This is a genomic window from Prevotella scopos JCM 17725 (assembly GCF_018127785.1).
GTDB classification, from domain to species: domain Bacteria; phylum Bacteroidota; class Bacteroidia; order Bacteroidales; family Bacteroidaceae; genus Prevotella; species Prevotella scopos.
In genome coordinates this window covers 1,335,448-1,354,254 of the sequence record NZ_CP072389.1, presented here as the reverse complement: position 1 = coordinate 1,354,254, position 18,807 = coordinate 1,335,448, and the positions used below count along the sequence as shown (strand labels likewise).

13 protein-coding genes are annotated in these 18,807 nt (G+C 40.4%); 11 read left to right on the top strand and 2 right to left on the bottom strand.

Annotated elements, in window-relative coordinates; translation table 11 throughout:
* Positions 1 to 5 precede the first annotated feature (5 nt).
* The 8 genes from J4856_RS05195 to J4856_RS05160 all read left to right on the top strand — a co-directional run bounded on the left by J4856_RS05195 (position 6) and on the right by J4856_RS05160 (position 11,008).
* Complete coding sequence (locus J4856_RS05195) at positions 6 to 665, top strand: DUF4391 domain-containing protein (protein ID WP_025839386.1); 660 nt, start codon at positions 6 to 8, stop codon at positions 663 to 665.
* A 391-nt stretch (positions 666 to 1,056) separates the two neighbouring features.
* Positions 1,057 to 1,269: a hypothetical protein gene (locus J4856_RS05190; protein ID WP_025839387.1), complete on the top strand. Its 213-nt coding sequence runs from the start codon at positions 1,057 to 1,059 to the stop codon at positions 1,267 to 1,269.
* Positions 1,270 to 1,345: 76 nt separating this feature from the next.
* Complete coding sequence (locus J4856_RS05185) at positions 1,346 to 2,602, top strand: ATP-binding protein (RefSeq protein ID WP_025839388.1); 1,257 nt, start codon at positions 1,346 to 1,348, stop codon at positions 2,600 to 2,602.
* Positions 2,568 to 3,188 carry a hypothetical protein gene (locus J4856_RS05180; protein WP_065367953.1) on the top strand — a complete coding sequence of 207 codons (621 nt, stop codon included), beginning with the start codon at positions 2,568 to 2,570 and terminating at the stop codon, positions 3,186 to 3,188. Before J4856_RS05185 ends, J4856_RS05180 begins: the two co-directional genes overlap by 35 nt.
* 278 nt (positions 3,189 to 3,466) lie before the next feature.
* Complete coding sequence (locus J4856_RS05175) at positions 3,467 to 5,365, top strand: site-specific DNA-methyltransferase (protein WP_025839391.1); 1,899 nt, start codon at positions 3,467 to 3,469, stop codon at positions 5,363 to 5,365.
* Positions 5,366 to 5,382: 17 nt separating this feature from the next.
* Positions 5,383 to 6,393 carry a virulence RhuM family protein gene (locus J4856_RS05170; RefSeq protein WP_025839392.1) on the top strand — a complete coding sequence of 337 codons (1,011 nt, stop codon included), beginning with the start codon at positions 5,383 to 5,385 and terminating at the stop codon, positions 6,391 to 6,393.
* Positions 6,383 to 9,439 carry a type III restriction-modification system endonuclease gene (locus tag J4856_RS05165; RefSeq protein ID WP_025839394.1) on the top strand — a complete coding sequence of 1,019 codons (3,057 nt, stop codon included), beginning with the start codon at positions 6,383 to 6,385 and terminating at the stop codon, positions 9,437 to 9,439. The genes J4856_RS05170 and J4856_RS05165 overlap by 11 nt, the downstream gene beginning before the upstream one ends.
* 378 nt (positions 9,440 to 9,817) lie before the next feature.
* Positions 9,818 to 11,008 (top strand): IS256 family transposase, encoded by a 1,191-nt coding sequence (locus J4856_RS05160; protein ID WP_428842427.1) that lies wholly within the window; start codon positions 9,818 to 9,820, stop codon positions 11,006 to 11,008.
* Positions 11,009 to 11,351: 343 nt separating this feature from the next.
* Here the strand turns inward: J4856_RS05160 and J4856_RS05155 are convergent, their stop codons facing one another.
* Together J4856_RS05155 and J4856_RS05150 are read right to left on the bottom strand one after the other, a co-directional pair.
* The gene (locus J4856_RS05155; RefSeq protein WP_065367952.1) at positions 11,352 to 12,560 is read right to left on the bottom strand and encodes a toll/interleukin-1 receptor domain-containing protein; all 1,209 of its coding nucleotides are present in this window, start codon (positions 12,558 to 12,560) and stop codon (positions 11,352 to 11,354) included.
* Complete coding sequence (locus J4856_RS05150) at positions 12,553 to 16,470, bottom strand: NACHT domain-containing protein (protein WP_025838950.1); 3,918 nt, start codon at positions 16,468 to 16,470, stop codon at positions 12,553 to 12,555. The genes J4856_RS05155 and J4856_RS05150 overlap by 8 nt, the downstream gene beginning before the upstream one ends.
* A gap of 594 nt (positions 16,471 to 17,064) precedes the next feature.
* Between J4856_RS05150 and J4856_RS05145 the strand changes: the two genes are divergently transcribed.
* From J4856_RS05145 to J4856_RS05135, 3 genes are all read left to right on the top strand, one after another.
* Positions 17,065 to 17,550 carry a D-Ala-D-Ala carboxypeptidase family metallohydrolase gene (locus J4856_RS05145; protein WP_025838952.1) on the top strand — a complete coding sequence of 162 codons (486 nt, stop codon included), beginning with the start codon at positions 17,065 to 17,067 and terminating at the stop codon, positions 17,548 to 17,550.
* 476 nt (positions 17,551 to 18,026) lie between these two features.
* On the top strand, positions 18,027 to 18,545 hold the full coding sequence (locus J4856_RS05140) for an HU family DNA-binding protein (RefSeq protein WP_025838954.1): 519 nt from the start codon (positions 18,027 to 18,029) through the stop codon (positions 18,543 to 18,545).
* Positions 18,546 to 18,637: 92 nt separating this feature from the next.
* Positions 18,638 to 18,730 (top strand): smalltalk protein, encoded by a 93-nt coding sequence (locus J4856_RS05135; protein WP_156766852.1) that lies wholly within the window; start codon positions 18,638 to 18,640, stop codon positions 18,728 to 18,730.
* Positions 18,731 to 18,807: the final 77 nt, after the last annotated feature.

The following is an 18,807-nucleotide window of genomic DNA, read 5'->3' as shown; positions in this document are numbered from 1 at the left end:
CAACAATGAATACAGATAATCCGCTCAACTTTCCAACGTCGACAATCGTTGCGAAGAATGTGCCAAAGAACGCCTTCTATAAACGGGCTAAGGCGCAACGAACGACTGCCTTGCGCACATTCCTGACTGAGGCTTTTGAGCACATTCTGTGGCTCTATAAGCTGCATCCCTCAACGCTCAATATTGCCGATGGCCAGCAGGTACACGAGATAGACGTGTTCTACTGTAAGATGAGAACAACGAAGATTGACGAAAAACTGCTCGGCGAACTCGATATGCTCTTACCCCGACATACGCTCTATATCATAGACCGTGACGGAAGTACGGACCTGATGATGTTCCCCAAAACAATCAACGCTCAGGGACACATCGCACAGAATGGGAAGATGGAAGCATGGACGAATGTTGAACTGTCTGCCACGCCGCTTACGATTACAGGGCACGACATGGATATGCTCTATGGCGACTTCTTAGGCAAACTGTCCCACTTAAATACCCGAACGGAAGCTGAATATGCGAAAGCTGCCGAACAACGGCAACAGCAAGAACTGCTGAAACGGCAATATGCCGCCCTGCAAAAGAAAATAAAAAGCGAAAAGCAGTTCAGTCGACAGTTGGAAATGAACAGAGAACTAAAAGCGTTGAAGGACAAAATGGCACTATAACGCATCGTATGGCTTTTGTATTGATATTCCATTGGTTTGGTGCGGGTGCTTAGCACTAATGGTGCGGGTGCTTAGCACGGATGGTGCGGATGGTATGCACCACATGTGCGAAGGGTTAACACCATTGCCGTGTAGGACAGGGTAGGAATTTACGAACGAAAAGTCAAGGAGTAAAAAAGTCAAGGAGTAAAAAAGTCAAGGAGTAAAAAGTCAAGGAGTAAAAAGTCAAGGAGTAAAAAGTCAAGGAGTAAAAGTCAAGGAGTAAAAAGTCAAGGAGTAAAAAGTCAAGGAGTAAAAAGTCAAGGAGTAAAAAAGTCAAGGAGTAAAAAAGTCAAGGAGTACATAGCAACAAAAGAAAATAAACATTAGAGGAAATAAAAAACAATATAGAATGAAACCAATCAGACTGGAAACAACATCGGTAGATGGCACGAAAATTAATTTAGAGGCTCTCTACCAGATAGCACCTTCGTGCTTCACCGAAGAGAAGGACGAAAAGACGGGAGAGATAAAGCGCATGGTCAATTTTGAGACTCTGCGCCAGCTCCTTGGCGGCGATGTACTCAGCTTCCTCGAAGGGGCGTCGAGGCGATTTGTTCTCTAAAGAGATTAAGGGGTTGGACGACTTTGAACTGATTTGCTTTTTCGTTGTAAGATAATAAGATAAAATTAATAGTATTATGGCAAAAATAACAATCAAATATGTTGGTCCTTTAAAGGAAGTTAGCCTTGACATTAAGCGCATAAATGTGTTTATGGGACCACAATCTACTGGTAAAAGTACAATTGCTAAGATAATCTCTCAAGCATTGTGGGCAGAAAAGAACTTTCTCATAATGGGAAAAGAATATGACTTCTACAATGGACTTTTGGATTTCCATAATATGGACAAGAATTACTTTAGTAATCCTAAAGCTGAAATCATCTATGAAAGTTCATGGACTACTATTCAAATGAAGTATAAGAAGGGAAATATACTTCCCAAAACATCTTATAAGAAAAATAAGAATAAAGAAATTTATCACAATTCTAAGATAGAGTATATTCCAGCAGAACGAAACTTTGTAGCAAGCATTCAGAATATTCATAAGTATACGGAGTCATATAATAGTACTATAAATTTTCTCAATGAATGGTATGCTGCAAAAACTTCATATCAGGAAGAAAATAGATTTAAAGTAGAATTACCAGACTTATCATTCACGTATCGATACAAGGAGAATGATGAGCAGGATATTATACAAGTTGCAGACAACGAGGTAAACCTTCAGTCTGGATCAAGTGGACAACAGTCTCTGTTGCCTCTTTTGCTGGTAGCTGAAGAGGTTATGGTGTCTACTTACAAGAAGCGACGGATTATTAGTCCTGCAGAGATTAGTCGTATTAAGAAGGAGATCCCAGGCTTAGAGTCTGTTATAGATATATTATTTTCTGCAATGAAAGACGATAAGAAAAATATAGCTGATAAAGGTTTAGATGCTTTATGGCAGTTAATCGGTTATCAAGTAGACTACAGCTGTAGTCATCTGGTTGTGGAGGAGCCCGAGCAGAATCTGTATCCCTCTACACAAAGAGGATTGCTACAACGCCTTGTTTCTTACCTGACCAATGATAGTGAGCGTCAGCATACTCTCACCCTCACAACTCATAGTCCTTATATCTTGTATGCACTCAACAACTGTATGCTGGCAGGATTAGTTGAGCAGAAGAATCCCGATGCTGCTGAGAAACTTTCAGGTACAACCAAGATTAATCCTACGGAGGTGGGACTTTGGTTACTTAAAGATGGGGAAATTAAAGCCTTACAGCATCCAAGCACTGGTTTGTTGACAAAAGACTTCTTTAATAGTGAGTTCCAGAAGAATCACGAAGATATGTTCCAATTATTAAGATTACTTCCAAATGAAAGCCTCTCTAAAACAAATACGACCAAGTAATTGGAAAGAGCATCCATTATCTTCTAACTGGATGATAATAGATTGGGATGGTGATTATTTTAAAAAACATGCTGAGCTTAAACCTGAAAAGGCTGGAGGCTGTTGTGTTTATACATTAGAAAACCAGCCTGATGGTATAAATATATCCCTATATTCAGTTAGCATCCATTCTGATGCACCAATGGGAATAACTTCTCTGGGATTAAGAAAAAATGCTTGGAGACCTGAACAAAGTATTGGGCAATGTGATGCACTATTATTCCCCACTTCAGACAATAATGGTGATGCTTTTTTATTGGTTGAAACGAAGTATAGTGAGAATGCAAGTTCATGGCAAAATTATAAAGAAAGTGCGCTCAAACAGATTACCGATACTATTTCTCAACTTTCAAAGAGAGGGTGTCCTATAGACAATAGGAATATTTTTGGCTTGATAAGCTGTCCATTACTTAATCCTATGGGTGCCACAGCGTTTTCGACTGAAGAACTTGAATCAATATGCATGGAATATGGTGTGCAAATAGAAATGGGCAATTCTGCTACTTTCAAGGACTCACAAACAATAAGTTTTATTGGCGAAGAGTAAGACCTATGTACGCACTACCTAACAGCACATTGCTGAGCAAGCAGATACCGAAGAAGGCTATTGAATATGGAAACAAAAGATATAACCATGCTACTCTCTATGGGAGAGCGAACTAATTTTGAGACGAAAAATTCGCTTAATAATGATGAAATCCTGATACTCTCTGTAGCGAAGTGAATCGAAACTTTATCAAAATAGAAAAGTCAAGGAGTAAAAAGTCAAGGAGTACATAGCAACAAAAGAATATAAACATTAGAGGAAACAAAAAACAATATAGAATGAAACCAATCAGACTGGAAACAACATCGGTAGATGGCACGAAAATTAATTTAGAGGCTCTCTACCAGATAGCACCTTCGTGCTTCACCGAAGAGAAGGACAAAGAGACGGGAGAGATAAAGCGCGTGGTCAATTTTGAGACACTGCGCCAGCTCCTTGGCGGCGATGCTGTGGATGAGGACGAGGAGATGTATCAGTTTACGTGGCCGGGCAAACGGGCGGCACGCTATGAGGCGGCAGAACCTATCGACGACACCCTGCGCCCTGTCCCTGCTGACTCTGTAGATTGGGACACCACCGAGAACCTCTATATCGAGGGCGACAACCTGCGTGTGCTGAAACTCCTGCAGCGTGGCTATATGGGAAAGGTGAAGATGATTTATATTGACCCACCTTACAATACGGGCAACGACTTTGTCTATCATGACGACTTCGCACACTCTGCCGAAGAAGAAGACCTCGCTGCGGGCAACATAGATGAAGAAGGCTATCGCTACCGCCGCAACCTTGACTCCAACGGCCGTTTCCACTCTGATTGGTGCTCAATGATGTATAGCCGCCTGCTCGTGGCACACTCCCTGCTGAAAGAGGATGGCGTGATATTTATTTCGATTGATGATAACGAGGTGCATAACCTGCGCAAGATTTGCGATGAGGTGTTTGGGGAAAAGAACTTTGTGGCGGAAGTTAGTTGGCATAGAAATTATGCATCTGCAAATGATGCTAAGACTTTCTCGAATGTATTAGACTACATCATAATATATCGCAAGGAAGAAGAGTTTAAGCGCAATCTTCTACCAAGAACAGAAAAACAAAATCATTTATATAAATATGATAGTAATGACGGAAAAGGGAAATGGCGCTCAGACAATCTATCTGTAAGAACTTATTCAGCTGCATATGACTTTCCTATTATTAATCCCAATACAGGGGTATCCTATATTCCTCCCAAAGGAAGAAGTTGGATGACGAACAAGGAAACGATTAAGTTATGGATAGACGAAGGGCGTATCTTCTTTGGTCAAAAAGGAGATGGTGCTCCCCAACTAAAAAGATATTTATCAGAAGTTCAAGATGGAGTTGTTCCTATAACATATTGGTCGTACGATGAATGTGGGCACAATGATGAGGCCAGAAAAGAAATAAAAGTATTATTTGATGGACAGCCTCCTTTTGACTCTCCTAAACCAACACGATTGCTTCTTCAAGCTTTACGAATAGGAACCTCCCCCGATTCCCTCATCCTCGACTTCTTCTCAGGTTCAGCCACTACCGCCCACGCTGTTATGCAGCTGAATGCAGAGGATGGTGGTAAGCGTAAGTACATTTGTGTGCAGCTACCAGAGGAAACGCCAGAGGGTAGCGAGGCACGCAAGGCGGGTTACGACACGATTTGCGAGATTGGTAAGGAGCGTATCCGTAGGGCTGGCAAGAAGATTAAGGAAGAATCTCCGCTGACCACTCAAGACTTAGATACGGGTTTCCGTGTCTTCCGCATTGACAGCGGCAACTATAAGGACGTTACGATGCAGCCTAACGAATACAACCAGCAGATGCTCGACCTCTTTGTTGACAATATCAAAGCCGACCGCACCGACCTCGACCTCCTCTTTGGGGCTATGCTTGCGTGGGGCGTACAGCTCTCGCTGCCTATGACGACGGAAGAAGTTGACGGCTGCAAGATCTACGCTGTGGATGGCAACGGACTCGTGGCTTGCTTTGCTGAGAACATCAGCGAGAACGTGGTGCAGGCTATGGCTGCCAAGCAACCGCTGCGTGTGCTCTTCCGTGACAGCTGCTTCGATGAGGACAAGACGAAAATCAATATCTTTGAACGCTTCAAGCAACAACTTGACTGGGACGAGAAGGAGGCGATACAGAATATCAGGGTCGTTTAGAGGATAGGGCTTAGACTATGGACGAGAAAAACAAAATCATCATCTATACTGACGACAGCGGACTGACGAAGATAGACGTAAAGCTCGAAGACGAAACTTTGTGGCTTACACAGGCACAGATGTGCGCACTCTATCAGACGTCGAGAACCAATGTGGTGGAACATATCAAACACATATATGAGGAAGGCGAATTACAGGAAGTGGCAACTTGTCGGACTTTCCGACAGGTTCGCCAAGAAGGTAGCAGGATGGTAAATCGTGAGATTCCTTATTACAACCTCGATATGATTATAGCCCTTGGCTATCGTGTGCGCAGCATCATTGCAACACGTTTCCGTCAGTGGGCCACTATCCGATTGAAGGAATACATCACGAAAGGCTTTACGCTCGACGACGACCGTCTGAAGCAGTTGGGCGGTGGTGGCTATTGGAAAGAATTGCTGGAGCGTATTCGTGACATTCGTTCCACGGAGAAGGTGTTGTATCGGCAGGTGTTGGAAATCTATGCCACCAGTATCGACTATGACCCACGTGCATCTGTATCGCAGAAGTTCTTTCAAAAGGTGCAGAACAAGATACATTATGCCATCCATGGACATACGGCTGCTGAACTCATTGTAGCACGTGCAGATGCTGAAAAAGATTTTATGGGATTGCTGACGTTCAAGGATAATCAGCCAACGCTATTGGAAGCACGCACGGCTAAGAACTATCTCAACGAGAAAGAACTCCGTGCGATGGGGCAGTTGGTTTCCGGATACTTGGACTTCGCTGAGCGTCAGGCTGAGCGTGAACAGGCAATGACCATGAACGATTGGGCAAACTATCTGGACCGAATACTCACCATGACGGGCGAGCAACTGCTACAAGATGGTGGAAGCGTGTCGCACGATGACGCCATGGAGCACGCCACAACCGAATATCGTAAATACAAGCAACGCACCATCAGCGATGCCGAGCATGATTATCTCAATGCGATCAAACGCTTGGGGAACATCAACAAAAAGGAAAGTGAGCATGAAGATTAGATATAAACATCAAGGGTTTCAGGCTGAGGCTGCCCGCAACGTGGTACGTGCCTTTGGGGGACAGCCTTTTTATGACAGTGCCAACTTCATTATGGATTGGGGCACGCAAAAGCAATTATTCGATGCGGGCTTTGGCAATGCGCCGCTTAAACTCTCCCGCAGCGATATCAAGGCTAACGTGCGCGCTATTCAGATGGAGCAAGGACTGAAGCCTGTTGACCACTTGCAGGGCGAGGGCGTAAACCTTACCATCGAGATGGAGACGGGTACGGGTAAGACTTATACCTATATCAAGACAATGTTCGAACTGAACAAACACTACGGCTGGAGCAAGTTTATCATTGTCGTGCCGAGTGTGGCGATTCGTGAGGGCGTATATAAGAGCTTTGAGACGATGCAGGACCACTTTGCCAATGAATATGGCAAACGCATGCAGTACTTCGTTTACAACTCAAAGCAACTGACGAAGATAGACAGCTTTGCCAGTGACAACAACCTGCACGCTATGATTATCAACACGCAGGCTTTCAACGCCTCACTCAATGAGGACAAGGCGGGTTCGAACAAGGATGCCCGCATCATCTTCTCAAAGCGTGATGAGTTTGGTAGTCGGCGTCCGATAGACATCTTGGCACAGACCCATCCTGTCATGATTGTCGATGAGCCACAGAGCGTGCTTGGCGCGAATGTCAACAATGCAACGCGAAGAGGTATCAAACTATTTAATCCGCTTGCCTTGTTACACTATTCAGCTACACACCGCGAGGTGTTGAACATGGTGTATCGCTTGGATGCCATCGATGCCTATAACAAGAAGTTGGTGAAGAAGATTGAGGTGAAGGGTATACGCCAGGTGGGAAGTACGGCTACCAATAGCTTCCTCTATCTTGACGAGGTTGTGGTGAGCAAGGGCAAGAACCCACAAGCACGTATCACCTTCGAAAGCGTAGGCAATACGGGCAATGTGCGCCAGATAACCCGACTCGTAGGTGAGGGGTTCGACCTATATGCGCAGAGCGGACAGATGGCAGAGTATCGTGACAATTACGTGGTGGAGCGTATCGACGGACGGGCAGGCAGCCTGAAACTCCTCAACGGCGTGACACTCTATGAGGGAGATTCGCAAGGTGAGATTACGGAAGACACTATACGCAGGATACAGATACGCGAAACCATCAAGACACATCTTGAGCGTGAACGCCAGCTGTTCTCCAAAGGGATTAAGGTGTTGAGCTTGTTCTTCATCGACCATGTCGAGAACTATCGTACATACGACCAGCACAATGATGGCAAAGGTAAGTTTGCCGAAATGTTCGAGGAAGAATATCATCGTATGGTGCAAGAGCTAATGCCTACCTTTGGCGATGAGGCTTATGCACGCTATCTGTCACGCTTCACGGCAGAACAGGTACACAATGGTTATTTCTCTCAGGACAAGAAGGGCAAGTTTGTTGACTCAAAAGTGAAACGTGGCGAGAGTGGTAGTAGCGATGAGAGTGCCTACGACCTGATAATGAAGGATAAGGAACGACTGTTGAGCTTTGACGAGCCTACACGTTTCATCTTCTCTCACTCGGCGCTGCGTGAAGGATGGGACAACCCGAATGTCTTTCAGATCTGTACGTTGAAGAATACCGCAAATGAGATTGGTAAGCGTCAGGAGGTGGGACGTGGTATGCGTCTCTGTGTGAATAAGTATGGCGAACGCCAAGACGCTGACATTCTCGGTGATTCGGTGTTTGACACCAATATATTAACTGTGATTGCCAGTGAGAGTTATGAGAACTTCTCTAAGCAGCTGCAACACGAAATAGCTGAAGTGGTCAGCGACCGCCCAGTGGTGATCACTGCAAACCTCTTTGTGGATAATGTCTATGAGACAGCCGAGGGAGGAAAGATAAAGATGACGGTTGATGACGGTAGGAAAATCTATCATCAACTCATCAAGCGCGATTATGTTGATGATGATGGTAAGCTGACCGATACCTATTTCGAGGCAAAAGCGACTGACACAGTCAACTTTGGTGAACAATTCGAGCCTGTTAAAGCTGGAATCATTCAGACCTTAGACAGCGTCTTCAATCCTCAAACCATCAGGATAGATGATGGACGCAAACCGAAGGAGGCCAACTTCCAAGAAGAAATCTTCAAGAAGAAACAATTCCAGGAGTTGTGGAGACGTATCAATGTGAAGACCTACTATAAGGTTGATTTTGAGCGTGCGGAGCTTATCCAAAAGGCGGTAACGGCAATAGATAAAAACCTGAGTGTGACAGAGATTCGTCTTGTCGTGGAATCGGGAGGAATGGATGAGATACCGGATAAGGAAACACTGGAGGCTGGTATGGCGATGGCACGAGAGAAGGTTGACACCTTCCACGTGCGTGAGACGGTAGGCTCAGGTGTGGCTTACGATTTAGTGGGTAGGCTGGTGGCTGACACCGGACTGATGCGTAAGACTATCGTGGCGATCCTGAAAGGTATTAAGCACGCCACCTTCCTTCAGTTTAAGCAGAATCCAGAGGAGTTCATCCGTAAGGTTGGTAACATCATCAACGACGAGAAGGCGATGGCAGTGGTACAGAAAATCTGTTATGAGCGTACCAATAATACATACGCTGTGGATATCTTTACCGAGAACACCGTGCGCGGAAAGATTGGTGTCAATGCCATAGAAAGTACTAAATCGTTGTACGACCTTGTGGTGGTTGATAGTGAGGGCGTAGAGAAGCACTTTGCAGAATCATTAGAAGAGGAGACGGACGTGGCTGTATATACCAAGCTGCCACGTGGTTTCTATATCAATACGCCAATGGGACATTATAACCCAGACTGGGCGATTGCGTTCAACGAGGGTACGGTAAAGCATATCTACTTCATTGCTGAGACGAAAGGTAACGAGTGGCAACGCTCGCAACTCCGTGGTGCTGAAGATGCTAAACTTGAATGTGCCGCCCGCCACTTTGAGGCTATTAGCACCAGTGGCAATGTGGTCTATGGTGTGGCTAAGGATTATAAAACATTATATGATAAGGTTATGAAGTGATAAAAACAATGCCGACAGCTTATTTGCTTGATAAAAATAGAAAAGGAGTTGGGTAATTTTTCCTAACTCCTTTTTGTTTTTAGCTGGATAAGTTGTATCTTTGCAACAGAAATAGGAAAGGTTTCTCAAATACCGCGTCGGATTGCAGTTCCGAAGGGAAGGGTTTGGGAAACCTTTTTCTTTTTCTCTACAGAAACTTTAGATGATGAATAATTAAACCCAAATCAGTCATTAGGCCACAATGGACTAAATTCATACTTTTTGTTTTGTTGACGATGTCATATCAACTGTGTCAACGGCTAACACAATAAACTCATATAACCGCTGTTATATCAGCATACTTAGATTTAGCAAATGACACAAGACGAGTACGCCGAGATGTTGTCTCAGGCAAAAGAACAGTTCAAACAAGGTACTCCTTTGTTTGGTAAGGATGGTGCATTCCATCGTGTATTGGAAGATTTCCTCAATTCAGCTCTCGAGTGTGAGATGGACTCTCACCTTTATAACACTAAGACATCCACAAAGATTAATCGCCGTAACGGCAAGATGTCCAAGGAGGTTCAAACAGAGTATGGTCCTGTAGAAATAGATACTCCACGTGACAGAGAAGGGAGTTTTACCCCTGAGATTATCAAAAAACGACAGACGATATTAGCAGAAGGTTTGTCCGATAAGATTATCAGTCTTTATGCTACAGGTCAGAGCATGTCTGACATAAGTAAGTTCCTTGAAGAGAACTATGGTACCAAGATATCCAAAGAGACAATAAGTAACATTACGGACAAGGTCTGGCCTGAGATAAAAGCCTGGCGCACACGCTCTTTGGAAGAAGTCTATCCGATAGTTTGGATGGATGCTATCCATTACAAGGCACATGACGACACGGGTGCTACAACATCTCGTGCAATATATAATGTCATTGGTGTTGACAAGGAAGGACATAAAGATCTTCTGGGTATGTATGTATCTCATAGCGAGGGCGCTAACTTCTGGCTCAGCGTACTTACAGACCTTCAAAACAGAGGTGTCAAAGACATTCTTATAGCTTGTGTAGATGGCCTTACGGGCTTCCCAGATGCCATCCAGAGCGTATTTCCTAAGACGGATGTACAGCTATGTATTGTACATCAAATCCGTAACTCAGTGAAGTATGTCGCCAGCAAGAATCAGAAGGAGTTCCTAAAGGATTTGAAGATGGTTTATGCTGCACAAACTAAGGAGAAAGCAGAGATAGAACTCGATAATTTGGAGAAAAAGTGGGGTAAGCAATATCCTATCGTCATCAAGTCGTGGCGTGACAAGTGGGATAACCTCTCACACTATTTTGACTATACGGAACCTATCAGACGTATCATGTATACTACCAACATTGTAGAAGGTTATCATCGTCAGATACGTAAGGTAACAAAGACAAAGGGAGTTTTCCCAACTGACGAAGCTCTCTTCAAACTCGTATATCTTGCCTATCGTAACATCAAAAAGAAATGGACTCAGCCATTGCGAAACTGGGGCCAGACAGCCCAACAGTTCGCTATAAAGTTTGGCGACCGCTTCCAATTATTATAGGTTCATGAAGTTAGGCATCCGGAAATTAGGCAGTTCAAAAATACTGTCGTATCTTTGCAACACCAAGAGAAGATGCGATGGTTTATACCACCAGCAAATTAAAAATCAGGCTGGGCATCGAGCCCAGCCTGATTTTACCAAGAGAAAGACTGCTCCGGTTTGCCCATCAGCATTCCTCATGCTCCTAAAGAAATGAAGCCAATGACACAGTTCAGATGACGTACCCGTTTTGTTTCCTAACATCTTTTATTTTCTTGTCGGCATCTTATCTGTCTTTTATATGTCGTTCTGTTTTCCTATCTTCTCAGAAAAGTGTCCAAGTATTTAACGGAAGAACCTCTTTTTAGCTTATAGTAATATTTCCATTATTATTTTCTATATATAAAGATTTTTCACCATTCTGAGTGATAACTCGGGTTCCTGTAGGCTTTGTTGCGGTTGTAGGCGTGAAGTTCTCAGTATCTGGTGCCAATTTAAGACATAAGTATTTTTTTATTTCCTCCATTAATTGTTTTGCATTATTATCTATAAGTTTATGGTAGCTACCAGAGTTTTCACGACACAAGAACGTCCATAAGTCATCCATTGTTTTAAGGATATCATCTATTTTTTGTATTTCTTTTATAAGAAAGCTTGAGCCACCTGGTTCTGTCTTTATTTGCTCAGATTTTTTTATTTTTTCTTTGCTCCAATAATCTTTTATCTTTATTAAGCCATCTCCATTTCGTTTAATCTTTCCCATATCAACAACAGGAAATACCCTTGTTTTTATATTGCCATTTTTAAATATTTGCGTCATTTCAAACATACATTCTAAAGATGTTAAATAATTAGGTATTACAAACATAATGACAATGTCTGAACTGCCAATTTCTTTCTCGTAGTCATCAATATTGTCGCGATATAAAATGTCGTATTCATCTATAGAATATGGAATATTGTTCTCTTGAAGTCCTGTTTTAATTGCAAGGATATCAGCTTCATATGCAGTATCATGTTTATATGATATATGCACTTTCTCAGTTCTTTTTTCCATAAAATTGTTCTCTTGAAATGTTATTATGTTTATATTCGGGTCTTTTTTAATTCCTATAGCATGCTTTGGTTTATTAATTATAATGATAGGGTGTGAACTATAATCTAAAGATGTTTTAAGTTTACAAAGGTCCTCATGTATAAATGAGGATAAATCTTTTTCACCCTCAAGATGAAGAATAGTCCTTCTCTCTATGTGATTTCTCATTATATCTAACAGAATAGTTAACAGGACATTATCTCTTTTTTGTGTAGCATCTGATAATAACAACTTCACCATTTCTGCTAATGTTTGATTGTCGAATTTATAGCTTAACCCAATCACAAACATTTCAAAGACTGAACTATCTTTAGGTGGAAGCAGAGGTAATTTTAGATAAGCACAGTTATTTAATCCCTTTATATGCTTTTCTATCTCGTTATCGTCTAAAACTGTATCAATTAGATACAGACCAGACAAGGTATCTGGGCTTTCTATTACCTTTCGTAATTGTCCTAATTGATACTCCTTATTCATTATCAAGTTTGTTTATAAAGTTGGTAATGAGTGTTTTATTACTTTCGCTTTGCATAATAGTATCTATTAAATCCATAGCAAACTCTAATATCTGTTGGTTGCTATTATTATAGAATGTTTTGATACCATTATACGACTGGATAACAACTTCAACGATGTTATTCCATGTAAATACATCATCTGGTGTATCTTTTTCTATTATCTTTGATATCCATTCAAGAGTCTGCTCAGGATAATTGACAGCAAAGCTGCCTAAGAATTTAATGAAATTTCTTATTTGATACTTGCTTAATGGAGATGCTGCAAAGGCTTCTGCAATTTGATATTGAAACGTAATAGACCAATTCTTGATATGACAGAACAAATTATCGTAAGCCTCTCCCATTTCTTTTGTTTCAAAACGAGAATCCATTAAATCCAAAATATAATCAACGGCTTCCTGGTTTATATTGTCTTTTAGTCTACTTAAGAATTGTAGAAGTGATAGTCTTGCATCTTCACTCTTATTGCACATTTGGTCAATGAATTTCTTTAACCGTTCGTCTTTATGATTATGTAGCCATCCTAACCATAAAATGATAACTTGCTCTTTATAGCATTCTGGATAATCTAAAGTATGCTGAAAGAAATCTATCAAATCATCAATGGCATAATTGACAAAATAAACTAATGGGTTGTAGTTATGTACAGGTAGTGCCATCAGTCTTGGATTATAATCATGCAACAATTTCTTAAATAGATCTAAATTTCTATTTTGATCTAACCAGTTTAACTTTGCTAAATCCAGAAGAATAGCTGCTCGTGTATACACTGATGCTGTTTCTGCTATCTTTTCTATAGTTTGAAAAATATCTTCTTTATATTTCTTGTTATAAGCTAAGCCTACTAACATGTATCCTGCTTTACCTCTTGGCTGGTTAATACCTATGTTATATATATCCTTAGCGTCTTGATATTTATCTTCTTCTGGTTCCTTAGCATTAATTACAGTATTACATAGTAAATCGAAAACAAGTTCTGGCACGTCTTCATTGTTAATGACATCATTTAGTGCTATTAGGAGGGAATGGATAGAGAATCCTCTTTCGGTTGTGTTGATGTCATTGTTGATTACATTGAGAATATCTTTTAGGATATCCATTGCATCGTTTATTTTTTTTGCATCTAAAAGTCCCTCCAATCCTGCTAATGGATAGGCTAAAGAAATCTCTTCGTTCTTAATTGTCTGCTTTATCAAGTCCAGATATTTTTCAGGCTCCTGCCCCACCACGTTACGAAATAACTGGCATTGTCCTGTAAACGAAGGCTTTTCCCATTCAAAAGGATTATTAGTATATTTAAGCATTGAGTTGAGCCAGTCTTTATTGCTCATTCTAACTCCTTGCTCTTGTTTAAGAGATGGCCAACCAAAAAAAGATGACGTTCTGGATGGTTTTTCATTTCTAAGAAGATTCTTATTGAATTTACGTTCAATTCGTTGGCGTTCTTGGTAAGCTTTCCATGATATGTCTCTAAGTTCTTCTTTCGGTATAACATGCAATGCTTTTCCTTTGTGAGAATCTATACGAAGAGGTGGAACTCCATATTTTAGTCTTATCTCAGTAGACTCTCTCATTAGTCTATATTCTCCCTTGTCGTTGATAGCAAGTATTCTTTCTACAATGGTTCTTTTTTGTTCAATACTCATTAAAGGAAATGTAACTCTTAGAGCTTCTACAGCTTGGTATTCTACCCACGCAGGCGCATTTGCCAAAACTTGACGATTTGTTATGATCTTATAAACATCATCTTTAAAGCATTCTGGGTGTGAGGTGTAAAGATATAAAGCAATGAAAACAAAGCCTTCATACTTGCTTTTGCTAAAAGTTTCAATGTACCGCTTAGTTTGCTCAGTATCAATCGTTTTTAGGAAATTGTCGATAAGAATGTTTGCAGCTTCTTGAGAAAAGTTAGAGTTAAGAATGTTATCTTCTCCCCTCTGAAAGTAATCGAATGCTGTTGAATAATATATTTCTGCATTATCGATATTGTAATGAGTTGATTTATAGATTATGGTTAGTATCTCTACTAATAACTTTATACCCAAATCATAATACTTTTCAAGAAGTTCTTCGTAAAGTTCTCTCACCTCATAATTAACTCCTATATGGTATACTTCATTATCCTTTAACTGTAAGATAATATTCTTCTTTAGTTCTTCACATACAAAAGAAGGACTGTCGTTAAGAATATTTTTTAATATTGAAGTATATTCTGATGGCCCTCCAAACTTGACCAATTTGTTGTAGAATGCTATTAACTTTTTGCTATCGCATTTCTGAGTATTGTATTGTAGTAGAGTGCTCAGATGTTTGCAGTCTTCTTCATCATCAAGATTTAATGCCAATTCCAGTTTATTTAGAACAATGTTAGGCTCTATAGAGAATGTACGGAAGCACATCACCATAGCTTTCTGCTTATATTCAGTATTCAGATTTATCCATCCACCCATACTATCAACAATTCCCCAAATAGCATTAAACCAATTTGGTGTATATACAGATTCAAATATAATATTCATATATTTTTTATCTGTATAGATTTGTCTTATAAGTCTTAGTTCTTCTTGTAATGGTTTTTCAAAGAATGGAATGTTGCTCAATGCAAGTGCTTTTAAATGGAACCTATAAGTATCTTTTCCATTTTCATTTTTGGTATAAAGTAGCCCCTCTATTGTGTTAATATATTGCTGAATATCCTGTTCACGTAAGAATGTCAAGATACTTTTTACAGAAGCCCTGGTGAATAGTCCTTGGTGCTGTGTTTTGAGAACCTCTAACAGATTATGTCCCTTTTCAATAAATCTTCTTGCATATACATAATCAAAGAGTGTTTGGTGGAAAAACTGAATTAGTCCCGTCTGTGTCTGAATTAGCAAACCGTTAGTAAAAAGGTAGTTCAACTCAGCATTATATTGAGTTTCAAATGTCCTAATGTGTACAGACAACTCTTGCCTCTCGTACATTGTATCAACAAGACTATCGAATAACGATAGTAAGGTGTTTTTATCTACTTTACGTATGCTGTCGTCATTTATATATTTGCGCCATAACTGGTGATAAAGCATATTGGTAGAAAGAGGATCCGTAAGTTGTTCATATTGTCTAACTTTTAAGAATAGATATAGGTTCAGTGGATTGCCTAAAAAGCATAGTAGGTTGTCACTTAGTCGCTCTTTACATTGATTTGCCTGTATTGTCTCCTGTACCTGCTCTTTAGATAATTCTTTTAGCTCCCATTGCTTCTTTATACGTTCTTTCTCAAGTTCTGGGTCATACTTTAAATCATACGGTCTACAAGAAATGACAACTCTTATATGAGGGATGCCTTGTATTTGGTGTATCATTTTTAACAAAGAACGTAGAGGAGTACGGTTTGAAGAAAGTGACAATGATAGTGCATCTATTTGGTCAATCAATACTACTACTCTTTTATACTTCTTAGCCATCTCCTTTAGAACAATCTCTAAAGGATTACCCAAATGAATCTTTTTAGATAACTCATCTGTATCTAAAAACTCTATTTGATCAGACTTCAACCCAAGGACTAAATAATCGTTTATTGTATGTAGTTTTTTTAGAAGTTCGTGCATCACAATGGACTTGCCAATACCAGCCTTCCCATATAATAAGCCTAATCTCATAGGATTGTTAGTGGATGCATCTTTCTCTATCCATTCTAAAATTTGATTTACTTCTTCTCTGGGAATAGCTGGTTCAATTGTTGGATTGTATTCTCGTAATTCGTATGAACCTTGATGAAATGCGGATGTAGTTTCTTCCACATAACGTTCAGTAATATAAACATTACCATTATTTTTCTCAATAAAGATAGAGTTTTTACCAAATTGGTTAACGTTTTTTGTTTGCATATTGTTTTGTCAAAAAGTTTGCTTTTATTTTTCTTGAGTGTTTATCAATAACTATAGTGAAATAGCTTCACTAATGTAAAATGATATTTATTACTACAAAGTTAAATTATTTTTCTTTAATCAAATAATGTTTTTGAGGAATTATTGCTGTCCGGTAAAATTAAAATACCCTATAAAATCTTGCGGAATTGCCTATATAAAGGTAATTCCGCAATCATTTTTGAAATCTAAGCCCTACTAATCAAAAAAAATAAGTGCTTTTTTATCTCTTTTACTATTTAAACGTTATAGCAATAGTAGATATTCCATTAGGGACAGTAAAGCCAAAGGAAATTGCTTCGGGCATTTGTAGGTTGCTTTTGTTTTTATATTATTCTGTCTTTTGTTCTTTTTGTCTTATTCTGCTATTTGTCTTTTTTAAGCACTTCGTAAACTTGTTACTTGTCCACTTGAAATAATCTAGTACCGACTACATACATTACTACCTATATCATCCTTGCAATCGGCTTTTGTCTGTTGTACCTTTGCATCGTCATCAGAAATGAAGGGATGACGAACAGAGGTTTTATAACGTACCTATAATAATTAATGTGTATGATAAACGATAATCATTCTACTGAGATAGACTTTGAGGAGCGGCTCTCTCCTCATTTTACAGTCGGCGAGATGATGCGCTCGGGGACGGCGGTGAACATGGGTGTTAACAATGTGCCTGAGGAGAATCCAGCGCCTGGAGAGGCTTCTAGAGAGGAGGTGATAGAGAACCTTCGGGAACTTTGTAGATGCGTCTTAGAACCGCTTAGAAGGTGTGTGGGACGTGTGATCGTTGTGGGAGGTTATCGCTGCGAGGCTGTGAACAGGGCTGTTATGGGGGCTGAACACTCGCAACATTTGCGCGGTGAGGCGGTTGATATTCATGTCACAGGACTTGAAATGTGTCGGAAATATGCGGCTGTTCTCTCCAAAACCGACTTCGATCAGATGATTCTTGAACCTCAAGACGCGGTTATGAAACGATGGATCCACATCAGTTATAAGCGTAATGGGAAGAACAGACATCAGATTTTGGGAGCAAAATAGGGTAGGGAAGCAGGTGAGATTTTTCACTTTTTTGTCGCCATAAGTCCGAAAGATGCATCTTAAGTCATTGAGAATAGCAATTTTAATTATTTACGTGAATATCTTTTCATATTTTTAATCTTTTATGTTTATGATGAAGTATGTTTTTACGTTTTTGTGTTTTCCAACTTTTACCTTTATATTTTTATACGTTTTTGCGTTATTGTGTTTTTAGTTATTTGCGTGTTTATCTTTTTATCTTTTAGTCTTTTTATCTGTTTACTTTTTTATTTGTTTGTTTATTTATTTTTACACTTTTTTGTCGCAATATGTATTTTAGGTTGTTGTCCCTCCCCTTCTTTCTTTTGGGGAGGGGGGGTGACCAGCGGACGGCGGCGAGGTAGGAGAGGCTTACTTTAAGCGCATTCGGATTAGCAAGATTTTAGATTCTTTTTTTTCAATAATTTCTTTGTTTCACTTTTTAAATTTTTCAAGTTATGTCAATCAAGTTTCGTATGTATCAAGACAATCGTAAGAACAGCAAGCGCAAGGGTTTTTGGTATGCCCGTGCGGTATGTCCAGATGTTGTTGGTGTTAAGGATCTCGCACAGCGTGTCAGTGAGCGTTGTACTGTTACTGAGCCAGACATCTTGGCGGTGATCAGTGCGTTGGTGTTCGAGATGAATCAGGTTCTCAAGGATGGTAACCGTGTGAAGCTCGACGGATTGGGAACTTTCCGTGTAGGTATTCACTCACTGGGTGTAGAGAAGGCACAAGACTTCAATGCACAACGTGACATCTATGGTGCGCATGTTCTCTTTGCGCCAACGGTGACCATTGATGCTATGCACCGTCGTGTGAAGAACCTTCTCAGCGGTTTGCGTGTTCAGGAGGCTGTGCAGTATGATGCGCCTAAGGCTGCTGCCAAGTCAAAGGAGAAGTCAAAGAAGAACGCTGAGCCTTCAGCCGGTTCAGAGACTGCTGAGCACACACCATCAGGCGAGGGTCACGCATAGTCGTTGAGCATGAGGTGTGAGGGTAGGGGAGTGACAGTCGCAGCCCCTGCCCTCCGTTAACTAAGTATTCACTTTTAATGGTTTGAAATCGTATGAATAAAACTCTTTGGAAGAATATCTTGCATATTCTCGTTACTGTACTTACGGCATTGGCAACCAGTCTGGGTGTCAGCTCTTGTATGTAAAACGCTAACAGAACACTCCCGTCTAGGCTTTAGACGGTCATTAGAGTCGCTTTAGTTAGACTTATTTAGGAATTTCA